The 12,295-nt window shown below is 68.7% G+C and carries 10 protein-coding genes; 2 read left to right on the forward strand and 8 right to left on the reverse strand.

What is annotated here, in order from left to right; translation table 11 throughout:
- Positions 1-35 precede the first annotated feature (35 nt).
- Positions 36-572 carry a TRAP transporter small permease gene (locus tag HNP48_RS26190; RefSeq protein WP_184862706.1) on the reverse strand — a complete coding sequence of 179 codons (537 nt, stop codon included), beginning with the start codon at positions 570-572 and terminating at the stop codon, positions 36-38.
- Positions 573-574: 2 nt separating this feature from the next.
- Positions 575-1,585 carry a TRAP transporter substrate-binding protein gene (locus HNP48_RS26195; protein WP_184862707.1) on the reverse strand — a complete coding sequence of 337 codons (1,011 nt, stop codon included), beginning with the start codon at positions 1,583-1,585 and terminating at the stop codon, positions 575-577.
- Positions 1,586-1,769: 184 nt separating this feature from the next.
- On the opposite strand from HNP48_RS26195, the gene HNP48_RS26200 reads away from it, so the two are divergent.
- Positions 1,770-2,300 carry a winged helix DNA-binding protein gene (locus tag HNP48_RS26200; protein WP_184862709.1) on the forward strand — a complete coding sequence of 177 codons (531 nt, stop codon included), beginning with the start codon at positions 1,770-1,772 and terminating at the stop codon, positions 2,298-2,300.
- Positions 2,301-2,355: 55 nt separating this feature from the next.
- On the forward strand, positions 2,356-6,000 hold the full coding sequence (locus HNP48_RS26205) for a hydantoinase B/oxoprolinase family protein (RefSeq protein ID WP_184862876.1): 3,645 nt from the start codon (positions 2,356-2,358) through the stop codon (positions 5,998-6,000).
- Between the two features lie 36 nt (positions 6,001-6,036).
- Here HNP48_RS26205 and mnhG read toward each other — a convergent pair whose 3' ends face one another.
- From mnhG to HNP48_RS26235, 6 genes are read right to left on the reverse strand one after another with little or no spacing between them, the layout of a single operon-like run.
- Positions 6,037-6,417 (reverse strand): monovalent cation/H(+) antiporter subunit G, encoded by a 381-nt coding sequence (gene mnhG / locus HNP48_RS26210; RefSeq protein ID WP_184862711.1) that lies wholly within the window; start codon positions 6,415-6,417, stop codon positions 6,037-6,039.
- Entirely contained in the window at positions 6,414-6,692 is a 279-nt protein-coding gene (locus HNP48_RS26215) for a K+/H+ antiporter subunit F (protein WP_184862713.1), read from the reverse strand. Before HNP48_RS26215 ends, mnhG begins: the two co-directional genes overlap by 4 nt.
- The gene (locus HNP48_RS26220) at positions 6,689-7,183 is read right to left on the reverse strand and encodes a Na+/H+ antiporter subunit E (RefSeq protein WP_184862715.1); all 495 of its coding nucleotides are present in this window, start codon (positions 7,181-7,183) and stop codon (positions 6,689-6,691) included. Before HNP48_RS26220 ends, HNP48_RS26215 begins: the two co-directional genes overlap by 4 nt.
- Positions 7,183-8,904, reverse strand: a complete 1,722-nt coding sequence (locus HNP48_RS26225) for a monovalent cation/H+ antiporter subunit D (RefSeq protein ID WP_260420392.1) — start codon at positions 8,902-8,904, stop codon at positions 7,183-7,185. The genes HNP48_RS26220 and HNP48_RS26225 overlap by 1 nt, the downstream gene beginning before the upstream one ends.
- Positions 8,901-9,266: a Na+/H+ antiporter subunit C gene (locus HNP48_RS26230; protein WP_184862718.1), complete on the reverse strand. Its 366-nt coding sequence runs from the start codon at positions 9,264-9,266 to the stop codon at positions 8,901-8,903. The genes HNP48_RS26225 and HNP48_RS26230 overlap by 4 nt, the downstream gene beginning before the upstream one ends.
- Positions 9,266-12,244: a monovalent cation/H+ antiporter subunit A gene (locus tag HNP48_RS26235; RefSeq protein WP_184862720.1), complete on the reverse strand. Its 2,979-nt coding sequence runs from the start codon at positions 12,242-12,244 to the stop codon at positions 9,266-9,268. Before HNP48_RS26235 ends, HNP48_RS26230 begins: the two co-directional genes overlap by 1 nt.
- Positions 12,245-12,295: the final 51 nt, after the last annotated feature.

Genomic DNA, 12,295 nt, shown 5'->3' on the forward strand with positions numbered 1-12,295 from the left:
GGCTGGCGGCCTGTTGTTGTTATGGGTGGCGGGGTTCAGATGTCAGAAGAGAAATCGCCCTTGGCGTGGCGCTCTTCGACCGCGCGCACGAAGGTCGGCACGCCGCCGCGTAGCACGATGATGAACTCGTCGACCACGGCCACCCACAGCAGGATGGAGCCGAGTGCAAAGCTCAGCTGCGGAATCCACAGCGGCATGGGCAGCAGGCCCTGGGAGATGTCGTTGAACTCCCAGCTTTCGTAGGTGTAGCTGCAGGCGGCCCACATGAGGTAGCCCACGGCCACCGAGCCGATGGCCAGCGACACCACCTCGAGCTGGCGGCAGCGCCGGGGCGGCAGCTTTTCCAGCAGCAGCGTGACGCGCACGAAGTCACCGTGCTTGAAGGCATGGGCCATGGCCAGGAAGGCGGCGGCCGCGCAGAACCAGGCCACGATGTCGTTGATGGCCCCGGTGCGCAGGCCCAGCTCGCGCATGATGCTCTGCGCCACCATGAGCACGCAGATCAGCACGATGAAGCCGGCGCCCACGGCACCGGCGCCCAGGTAGATGCGGTCGAGCCAGCGGCGCAGCATCGTCACTTCTTGGCTGGCGCGGCAGCCGGCGCGCTCTTGCGGTAGGCCGTGATGATGGCCTCGCCATCGGGACCGGCCTTCTTGAGCCAGTCGGCCAGCATGATTTCGCCGACCTGGCGCATGTCGGCCATGAGCTTGGGCGCAGGGGTGACGATCTTCATGCCCTTCTCGGCCAGGGCCTTCTTGTACCACTCGGTCTTTTCGGCGCTGACCTTCCAGCCGCGCGTCTCGGCTTCGGCCGATGCCTTGAGCAGGGCGTCCTGGCTGGGCTTGTCCAGCGCGTCGAAGGCCTTCTTGTTCACGATGACGGCGTTCTTGGGCAGCCAGGCCTGGGTGTCGTGGAACAGCTTGATGCTCTCGTAGATCTTGCTGTCATAGCCGGTGGAGCCCGAGGTCATGGTGGCTTCCACCACGCCGGTGGCCAGGGCCTGCGACAGTTCGGCGGCCTGGATGGTCACGGGCTGGGCACCGATCAGCTCGGCGATCTTGGCGGTGGCGGGGCTGTAGGCGCGCCACTTGATGCCGCGCAGGTCGGCCACCGAGCCCAGTTCCTTCTTGGCGTAAATGCCCTGCGGTGGCCAGGCCACGGCATACAGCAGCTTCATGCCCTGGGTGCCCAGCAGTTTGTCCAGCGAGGCCTTCTGGGCGTCGTACAGGCGCTTGGAATCGGCGTACGAGGTGGCCAGGAAGGGGATGCCGTCCACGCCGTACAGCGGGTTCTCGTTCTCGAAGTTGCCCAGCAGGATCTCGCCCGCAGGGGCCTGGCCGCCCTGCACGGCGCGCTTGATCTCGTTGGCCTTGAAGAGCGAGGCATTGGCATGCACCGTGATCTTGAGCTTGCCTGCGGTGGCCGTGTCCACGTCCTTGGCGAACTGCACCAGGTTCTCGGTGTGGAAGTTGCTGACCGGGTAGGCGGCTGCCAGGTCCCATTTGGTCTGGGCCATGGAGGTGGCGCTGAAACCGAGGGCCAGGGCCAGGCCGATGGCCGTGGCGGGGAAGATTCGACGCTTCATGGAGTGCTCCGCAGGTGGAAAAGGCGTGGGTGGAGAAGTCAGACGACTGTATCGAAAACAACTCGTTACCGCATAGGTGTTTTGCCTGAACGTTGACAAATTGCCAACAAATCATCGGTGACTTGCCTACAATTGCCGCATGCACATCCCGTGCCAGTTCTGACTTCTTGCAAGGGCATCTTCCATGAAACCTGCGGCCAGTGCCAAGCGCGATTCCGGGCCCATCGTGTCCTCAGCGCACCTGGTATCGGCCCAGAGTGCCGAGATGAGCGAGTTCGAGTTCGGCCTCATCGTCGCGGGCAATGCCTTCCACCGCTGGGTGGTGCACTGCATGGCGGCCGCGGGCCTGCGCGACCTCACCCCGCTGGATGTGGTGGTGCTGCACCACGTGACGCACCGGGCGCGCGACAAGCGCCTGGCCGACATCTGCTTCATCATGAACGTGGAGGACACCCACCTCGTGAACTACGCCCTGAAGAAGTTGCAGAACCTGGGCGTGGTGGCCTCCCAGAAGAATGGCAAGGAGGTGACCTATGCGGCCACCGACACCGGCCGTGCCTACGTGCAGCGCTACCGCGAGATCCGCGAGCGCTGCCTGATCGACGCCCTGCACGCCGACGACGCCCTGAACCGCGACATCGGCGAGCTGGCCCGTTTGCTGCGTGTGCTCTCGGGCATGTACGACCAGGCGGCGCGCTCGGCCGCCTCCCTGTGACGGGTTGCCGCCCCTTCCATTGGCCTCTTCTCTTTTACCTACCGATTCCATGACGATGGCTTCCTCTGCCTCCACCCATCCCGCACGCTGGCAATTCTGGATCGACCGGGGGGGCACCTTCACCGACGTGGTGGGCAAGCGCCCCGATGGCACGCTGGTCACGCACAAGCTCTTGTCCGAAAACCCCGAGCAGTACAAGGATGCGGCCGTGGCCGGCATCCGCCACCTGCTGGGCCTGGCGCCCGGCGAGGCCGTGACGCCGGCGCTGGTGGAATGCGTGAAGATGGGCACCACGGTGGCCACCAACGCGCTGCTCGAACGCAAGGGCGAGCCCACGCTGCTCATCACCACCAAGGGCTTTCGCGATGCGCTGCGCATCGCCTACCAGAACCGGCCGCGCCTGTTCGACCGCCACATCGTGCTGCCCGAGCTGCTGTACAGCCGCGTGATCGAGGCGCAGGAGCGCGTGGGCGCGCACGGCGAGGTGATCGAGGCGCTCGACGAGGCGCACCTCAAGGAACGCCTGTGGGCCGCCTACGACGCGGGCCTGCGCAGCGCGGCCGTGGTCTTCATGCACGGCTACCGCTACACCGCGCATGAGGAGGCGGCGGCCCGCATTGCGCGCGAGGCCGGCTTCACCCAGGTCAGCGCATCGCATGCCACCAGTCCCATGATGAAGCTGGTGAGCCGTGGCGACACCACGGTGGTCGATGCCTACCTCTCGCCCATCCTGCGCCGCTACGTGGAGCAGGTGGCTGGCGAGATGCCCGGTGTGCCGCTGTACTTCATGCAGTCCTCGGGCGGGCTGACCGATGCCCATGCCTTCCAGGGCAAGGACGCGATCCTGTCCGGCCCGGCCGGCGGCATCGTGGGCATGGCGCGCACGGCGGGCCTGGCCGGGCACCAGCGCGTGATCGGCTTCGACATGGGCGGCACGTCGACCGATGTGAGCCACTATGCGGGCGAGTTCGAGCGCGAGTTCGAGACCCAGGTGGCCGGCGTGCGCATGCGCGCGCCCATGATGAGCATCCACACCGTGGCGGCGGGCGGGGGCTCCATCCTCGGCTTCGACGGCGCACGCTTTCGCGTGGGGCCCGAGAGCGCGGGTGCCAACCCTGGCCCGGCCAGCTACCGCCGCGGCGGCCCGCTGGCCGTGACCGATGCGAACGTGATGGTGGGCAAGATCCAGCCCGCGCATTTTCCGCGCGTGTTCGGCCATGCGGCCAACGAGGCGCTGGACGGCGAGGCCGTGGCGCAGAAGTTCGCCGCGCTGTCAGAGCAGACCGGCCGTGCGGGCGAGGATGTGGCCCATGGCTTCATCCAGATCGCCGTGCAGCAGATGGCCAATGCCATCAAGAAGATCTCGGTGGCGCGCGGCTACGACGTGACGCGCTACACCCTGCAGTGCTTTGGCGGTGCGGGCGGCCAGCATGCCTGCCTGGTGGCCGACGCCCTGGGCATGACGCGCGTGTTCGTGCACCCGCTGGCGGGCGTGCTCAGCGCCTACGGCATGGGCCTGGCGGACCAGAACGTGATCCGCGAACAGGCCGTGGAGCGCAAGCTTGCCCCCGAGGCATTGGCCGAGATCGAGGCCGTGCTGGAGCGCCTGGCCACGGCGGCGCGCGCCGAACTGGAGCAGCAGGCGGGAGATGGCACCGCCACGGTGCACCGGCGCGTGCATGTGCGCTACGAGGGCAGCGACTCTGCGCTCATCGTCCCGTTCGGCGATGTGGTGGCCATCACCGCAGGCTTCGAATCCGCGTACCGCCAGCGCTTTGCCTTTCTGATGCAGGGCAAGGGCCTGGTGGTGGAGGCGGTCTCGGTCGAGGCCGTGGTTGCCGGCGATGCCGCCCTGGAGCCGCGCCATGCGCTGCAGGCCGCGCGCGAAGTGCCGCGCCGCAGCACGGTGCGCATGTACACCGGCGGCACCGACGGCGTGCCGGCCTGGCACGATGCTGCCCTGGTGGTGCGCGAGGATCTGCGCCCGGGCGATGTGATCCCCGGCCCGGCCATCATCGCCGAGAAGAATGCCACCACCATCGTCGAGCCCGGCTGGGAGGCGCAGCTCACCGAGCTCGACCACCTGCTGCTGGAGCGCCGCGTGGCACGTGCCGTGCAGCACGCTGTGGGCACCACGGTGGACCCGGTGCTGCTCGAAGTGTTCAACAACCTGTTCATGAACATCGCCGAGCAGATGGGCCTGCAGCTGCAGAACACGGCCTACTCGGTGAACATCAAGGAGCGCCTCGATTTCAGCTGCGCGCTGTTCGATGCCGAGGGCAACCTGATTGCCAACGCGCCTCACATGCCGGTGCACCTGGGCTCCATGGGCGAGAGCATCAAGACCGTGATCCGGGACAACGCGGGCCGCATGCAGCCCGGCGACGTGTTCGTGCTCAATGACCCCTACCACGGCGGCACCCACCTGCCCGACATCACGGTGATCACGCCGGTCTACATCGGCGAGGAGGCTGCGCCCACCTTCTACGTGGGCAGCCGCGGCCACCATGCGGATGTGGGCGGCATCACGCCGGGCTCCATGCCACCGTTCTCCACGCGCATCGAGGAAGAGGGCGTGCAGATCAACAACGTGAAGCTGGTCGAGCGCGGGGTGCTGCGCGAGGCCGCAATGGTCGCGCTGCTGGAGAGCGGCGAATACCCCTCGCGCAACCCCCAGCAGAACATGGCCGACCTGCGCGCGCAGATCGCCGCCAACGAAAAGGGCCAGCAGGAGCTGCGCCGCATGGTCGGCGAGTTCGGCCTCGATGTCGTGCAGGCCTACATGCGCCACGTGCAGGACAACGCCGAGGAGTCGGTGCGCCGCGTGATCACGCGCCTCAAGGACGGGCAGTTCACCCTGCCGCTGGACAACGGCTCGCAGATCAGCGTGGCCGTGCGCGTGGACGCGGCGAACCGCAGCGCCGAGATCGACTTCACCGGCACCAGCGCGCAGCAGACGCACAACTTCAACGCCCCCACGGCGGTGTGCATGGCAGCGGTGCTCTACGTGTTCCGCACCCTGGTGCAGGACGACATCCCGCTCAACGCGGGCTGCCTGAAGCCGCTCAAGGTCATCATCCCGCAGGGCTCCATGCTCAACCCCAACCCGCCGGCCTCGGTGGTGGCGGGCAACGTCGAGACCTCGACCTGCATCACCAACGCCATCTACGGCGCGCTGGGCCTGATGGCGGCGGGGCAGTGCACCATGAACAACTTCACTTTCGGCAGCGAGCGCTACCAGTACTACGAGACCATCTCGGGCGGCAGCGGTGCGGGCGGCGTGTGGGATGCTGCGGGCGCGCTGGTGGATGGCTTTGCGGGCACGGGCGTGGTGCAGTGCCACATGACCAACTCGCGCCTCACGGACCCCGAGGTGCTGGAGTTCCGCTTCCCGGTGCGGCTCGAAGGCTACGAAATCCGCAAGGGCTCGGGCGGGGCCGGGCGCTGGGCGGGCGGCGATGGCGGTGTGCGCCGCGTGCGCTTCCTGGAGCCCATGACGGCCAGCATCCTCTCCAACGGCCGCCACCATGGTGCCTTCGGCATGGCAGGGGGCTCACCCGGTGCGGTGGGCATCAACAAGGTGGTGCGCGCCGATGGCCGCGTGGAGCAACTGGACCACATAGGCCAGGCGCAGATGCAGCCGGGCGATGTGTTCGAGATCCACACGCCCGGGGGCGGCGGCTTCGGCTCCGTTGCCTGAGGGTTCAGGCCCGCGCGCCGCGCGGGCCTGGCCGCATCAAAGGTCCTTGCGGCCCTCGGGGGCGGGGCCGCTCAGGCTGGGCGGCACGCCGGGCTGGCCTGCCTGGCGCGCGCGGAACAGCGCCGCGCGCATGAGGAAGATCGAGGTCACGGGCACCGTGATGGCCACGAAGCCCGCGATCAGCAGGGCATGCAGCGCCAGGCTGCCGTCGACCACCGAGAAATAGACCACCGTGGCATGCATGATGCACCAGCAGCCCATGGTCGCGGCGATGGATGGGGCGTGCAGGCGCTCGAAGAAGCTGCGCAGGCGCAGCAGGCCGAGCGAGCCCAGGAGCGCCATGCCCGCGCCCAGCAGCACCAGCAGGGCGACCACGATCTCCAGCCACAGGGGCAGGGCGGTGGTGGCGCCGTTCATTCGATCACCTCGCCGCGCAGCAGGAACTTGGCCATGGCCACCGAGCCCACGAAGCTGAACAGCGCCAGCAGCAGCGCCGCCTCGAAGTAGTTCTTGCTGCCGTACAGCAGGCCCAGCACCAGCATGAGCAGCATGCCGTTGAGGTACATGCAGTCCAATGCGAGCACGCGGTCCTGGGCCGAGGGACCCTTGAGCAGGCGCGCCAGTGCGCAGCCCATGGCCAGTACCAACATGAACAGGGCCGCAGGCAGCGCCCAGGAGAGGATGGGGGTCATGATTCGAATATCTCCATCAGGGGGCGCTCGTAGCGCCGCTTGATCTGTGCGGCGATGGCGTCGGCATCGTCCACTTCCAGCACATGCAGCATCAGCATGCTGCGGTCCACCGACAGCTCGGCCCAGGCCGTGCCGGGGGCGATGCTCACGATGATGGCCAGTACCGCCAGGGCGTTGGCGTCGCGCAGCTCCAGCGGGATCTGCACGAAGCCCGAGGGGTGGCGCCTGCGGCCCGGGGCCAGCAGCAGGCGCGCCACCGCAATGTTGGACTGCACGGTGTCGCCCATCACCGTGAGGGCCAGGCGCAGCACTGCGCCCGGCGCACGGATGCGCACGGGCAGGGGGCGCAGGCCGGCCGTGAGCAGCGGTATGGCCAGCGCCAGAACGCCACCCAGCACGAAGTTGCCGGCGCTCAGCGAGCGGTTGAGCAGCAGCCACAGCGCGAGCAGCGCCAGCGACAGCATGGGGGCGGGGAGGATGCGCTTGATCATCACTGCGGCCTTCCGTTGGCGCCCGGTGCGGTGCCGGGCGAGTTGGGCACGGGTCTGGCCGACATCACGGCCTGCACATAGGTGCCGGGGGCGTGCAGCGCATCGGCCGTGGCCTGGGTGTAGCGCATCACGGCACCGGCCTGCCAGGCCAGCAGCGCGCAGCCCGTGAGCAGCAGGGCAATGGGCAGGCCCTCGAGCACCAGCAGCTTGGGTGCGGCGCGGTCGTGCGAGGCCCAGAAGTGGCGGATGCCGGCGCGCGTGAGCGCAATCAGCGCCAAGAGGCCCGTGCCCACCATCAGCGCGAGCAGTGCCCAGCCGCCAGAGCCCAGTACGAAGCCGCCCGAGGACCCGAGGCCCAGCGGGTTGAGCAGGGCGTGGATCATCGCGAACTTGCCCACGAAGCCCGGTAGCGGCGGCAGCCCGGCGATCACCAGGGTGCAGGCCAGGAAGGCCAGGCCCAGGAAGGCCACGGCCGCCGGGATGACCTGGCCGATCAGCACCTCTTCCTTCTCGTCCAGGTTCAGGCCCTGGGTGTGCACCAGGTCGGCGGCGAGAAAGGGCGCGTCGTCGGTCTGCTCGTGTGGCGCCAGGCTGGCGCCATCGTTGCGCCAGCGCTCGATCAGGTCGGTCAGCAGGAACATCGCGCTCACGGCCAGGGTGGAGCCCAGCAGGTAGTACAGCAGGCCGGCCGTGAGCAGGTTCTGCCCGAAGCCCAGCGCCGCGAGCAGCGTGCCCGAGGACAGGATGGCGGCATAGCCCGCCAGGTGCCCCAGGCGCTGGGAGCCCAGCATGCCCAGGGCGCCGAAGCACATGGTCACCAGGCCCGCACCCACGATCCACTGGCTGCCGAACTGGGCCGAGTCGCCCGCACCGCTGCTGAACATCAGTGTCCACAGCCTGAGGATGCTGTAGACCCCCACCTTGGTCATGAGCGCGAACAACGCACCCACCGGCGCCGTGGCCGCGCTGTAGGCCGGCACCAGCCAGAAGTTGAGCGGCCAGACGGCGGCCTTGATGAGGAAGGCCACGGCGAGGATGCCCGCACCCGCGTGCAGCAGGCCGCGGTCGGACGGGTCGATGCCCGCGATGCCGCGCGCCAGGTCGGCCATGTTCAGCGTGCCGGTGATGCCGTAGAGCATGGACACGCCGATCAGGAACAGCGACGAGGCCGCCAGGTTGATGGCGATGTAGTGCAGCCCCGCGGCCACACGTGGGCGCCCCGAGCCATGCAGCAGCAGGCCGTAGGAGGCCGCCAGCATGATCTCGAAGAACACGAACAGGTTGAACAGGTCGGCCGTGAGGAAGGCACCCGACAGGCCCATGAGCTGGAACTGGAACAGCGGATGGAAATGCACCCCCGCCTTGTGCCAGCGCGCGGCGGAGAACAGCACCGTGGCCAAGGCCACTGTGCTGGCCAGCACCAGCATCATGGCCGAGAGGCGATCGAGCGCCAGCACGATGCCGAAGGGTGCGGGCCAGTTGCCGGGCAGGTACACCCCCAGGCTGGTCTGCACGCCGGGCTGCTTGGCCTGCACCAGCAGCAGCACGGCCACCACCAGGCCGAGGAAGGTGGAGACCACGTTCATGGCCACCTTGGTGCGCTGGCGTTCTTCGCGCAGCAGCAGCATGAGCCCGGCCGTGAGCATGGGCAGCGCGATGGGCGCCAGGATCAGGTGGGGCATGAGCAGCGCCGTCACGCGCGCGGTGAAATCGCCCGTCATGGCAGCTCCTGCCCGTCCTGGCCCTTGGTGCCGTCCACATGGTCGGTGCCCGACATGCCACGCGAGGCCAGCAGCACCACGAGGAACAGCGCCGTCATGGCGAAGCCGATCACGATGGCCGTGAGCGTGAGCGCCTGGGGCATGGGGTCGGCATAGTGCTGCAGGTCCTGCGGCAGGCCTTGCTGCAGCACGGGCTCCTTGTCGATGGCCAGGCCCAGCCGGCCCATGCTGAAGATGAACAGGTTCACGGCATACGACAGCAATGCCAGGCCCATGATGACCTGGAAGGTGCGGGGGCGCAGCAGCAGCCACACGCCGGAGCCGGTGAGGATGCCGATGGCCAGGGCGAGTATCAGTTCCATCAGCGGATTCCTCCTGTGTTGTTGTGGATGGGGGTTGCCGCCAGCGCGGCCAGGGCGACGGCCTGCTCCTCCTGCGCCTCCTCGGCGGCGCGGGCGTTGAAGCGGTGGCTGCGCACCGACTGGTGGGCGATGGCCGTGAGGATCAGCAGGGTGGAGCCCACGACCAGCGTGAACACCCCGATGTCGAAGAACAGGGCGCTGGCCACGTGGATCTCGCCCACCACGGGCAGGTGCAGGTGGGCCGTGTGGCTGGTGAGGAAGGGGTAGCCCCAGAACAGGGCGCCCAGGCCCGTGGCCAGCGCGGTCAAGAGGCCAGTGCCGATCCAGCGGCGCGGGTACAGCGGCAGGTGGGCTTCGACCCAGGAGGTGCCCGACACCATGTACTGCAGCACCAGGGCCACCGAGAACACCAGGCCGGCCACGAAGCCGCCACCGGGCTCGTTGTGCCCGCGCATGAAGAGGTAGACCGCCACCATGGTCGCAAAGGGCAGCAGCAGGCGCACCAGCACGGCGGGCACCATGAGGTAGCCCACGGCGGTGTCTGCGGTCTGGCGCGGGTTGGCCAGGTCGGTGGCCACGTCGGCGGGCACGGCGCGCTGCTGCGGTGGCAGGTCCATCACCTCGCGCGCCGGGCGGAAGCGCCGCAGCAGCGCATACACCGTGAGCGCCACGATGCCCAGCACCACGATCTCGCCGAAGGTGTCGAAGCCGCGGAAGTCCACCAGCATCACGTTGACCACGTTGGTGCCGCCGCCCTCGCTGAGCGCGCGCTCCAGGAAGAAGGTGGAGGTGCTCTCGGGGAAGGGCCGGCTCATCATGGCGAAGGACAGCAGCGCCATGCCGGTGCCCGCGAGCAGGGCCAGGGCCATGTCGCGGTAGCGGCGCAGCTGCGTGCGGCGCGCCTGCGACAGCGTGGGCACGCGCAGGCTCTCGTCGCGCCGCGGCAGCCAGCGCAGGCCCAGCAGGATGAGGATGGTGGTCACCACCTCCACCACGATCTGTGTGAGTGCCAGGTCGGGTGCCGAGAACCACAGGAAGGTCAGGCAGGTGCACAGCCCCGCGCCGCCCAGCAGGGTGAGCGCGGCCAGCCGGTGGTACTTGGCCTGCCAGGCGGCGGCCACGGCGCACAGCGCGCCCAGCAGCCAGAGCAGCGCGAACGCGGGCGACAGCGGCAGCTGCTCGCGCGTGCCGCTGGGCAGCCCGCGCACCCACAGCGGCAGCGTGCCGGCCACCAGGGCCGCGACCACCAGCCACAGCATCTGCCACTGCAGCCGCCCGGTGCCCAGCAGGCGCCGGCCGTTGCGCCCGGCCAGCGACAGGCGCGCCAGGGTCCCGTCGAACAGGCGCTGGCCGCTGATGTGGTGCATGAGCGGGGGGGCGTCGAGCGCGCCGCGTGCGCGCAGCCAGCGCAGCAGCAGGTACAGCGCCACGCCGCCCGCCAGGGCCACCAGGCTCATCACAAAGGGGGTATTGAAACCGTGCCAGACCGCCAGGCTGTAGGTGGGCAGTTCGCCTCCGACGACGGGCCGTGCGGCGGCCTGCAGCACCGCGCCCACGGACCAGGCCGGCAGCATGCCCACCACCAGGCAGGCCAGCACCAGCAACTCGACCGGCACGCGCATCCAGTGCGGGGGCTCGTGCGGCGTGTGCGGCAGGTCGGTGGCGGGCGGGCCGAAGAAGACGTCCGCGATGAAGCGCAGCGAGTAGGCCACGCTGAAGATGCCGGCCACCGTGGCGGCCACGGGCAGCAGCACTTCGAGCCAGGGCACGGTGTTCACGAACACCGTCTCGGCGAAGAACATTTCCTTGGACAGAAAGCCGTTGAGCAGTGGCACGCCGGCCATGGCGGCGCTGGCCACCATGGCCAGCGTGCCGGTAATGGGCATCATGCGCCACAGGCCCGAGAGGCGGCGGATATCGCGCGTGCCGCTTTCATGGTCCACGATGCCGGCGGCCATGAACAGCGAGGCCTTGAAGGTCGCGTGGTTCATGATGTGGAAGACCGCCGCCACGGCCGCCAGCGGGCTGTTCAGGCCCAGGAGCAAGGTGATGAGGCCCAGGTGCGAGATGGTGGAGTAGGCCAGCAGCCCCTTGAGGTCGTGCTGGAACATGGCCGCATAGCCACCGACCAGCAGCGTGCACAGGCCCGCGCCACCCACCAGCCAGAACCACTGCTCCGTGCCCGCGAGGGCCGGCCACAGCCGCGCCAGCAGGAAGACGCCGGCCTTGACCATGGTGGCCGAGTGCAGGTAGGCGGATACCGGCGTGGGCGCGGCCATGGCATTGGGCAGCCAGAACTGGAAGGGGAACTGCGCGCTCTTGGTGAAGGCGCCCAGCAGCACCAGCACCAGCGCCGTGAGGTACAGCGGATGCGCTTGGATTAGGGTGCCTGCGGCGAGCACATGGTCCAGGTCGTAGCTGCCCACGATGTGGCCCAGCACCAGCATGCCGGCCAGCATGCACAGCCCGCCCGTGCCCGTGACGGTGAGTGCCATGCGTGCGCCGCGCCGCGCATCCTTGCGGTGGTGCCAGTAGCCGATGAGCAAAAAGGAGAACAGGCTGGTTAGCTCCCAGAACAGCGCGATCTGGATGATGTTGCCCGAGAGCACCACGCCCACCATGGCGCCCATGAAGGCCAGGAAGAAGGCGAAGAAGCGCGGCACGGGGTCGGCCGCCGACATGTAGTAGCGCGCATACAGCACCACCAGCGAGCCCACGCCCAGCACCAGCATGCAGAACATCCAGGCAAAGCCATCGAGGCGCAGCACCAGGTTCAGGCCCAGCGCGGGCAGCCAGGTGATCTCCTGGCGCAGCACTTCGCCCCCGGCTATCTGGGGAAAGTACAGCGCGGCCTGCACCGTGCAGAACAGGGCGATGAGCCCGGCCAGCGTGGACTCGGTGTTGCGTGCGTTGGTGGGCAGGACCGCCGCCAGGAGGCTGCCGATGAAGGGGAGGAGGATGAGGGTGATCAGGGGCATGCCCGAACGATTTTAGGGCGTGCTCCCAAAGGCCCTTTGCAGCGTCTGGAG

The sequence above is a fragment of the Acidovorax soli genome (assembly GCF_014207955.1).
Lineage (GTDB): Bacteria > Pseudomonadota > Gammaproteobacteria > Burkholderiales > Burkholderiaceae_C > Acidovorax > Acidovorax soli_A.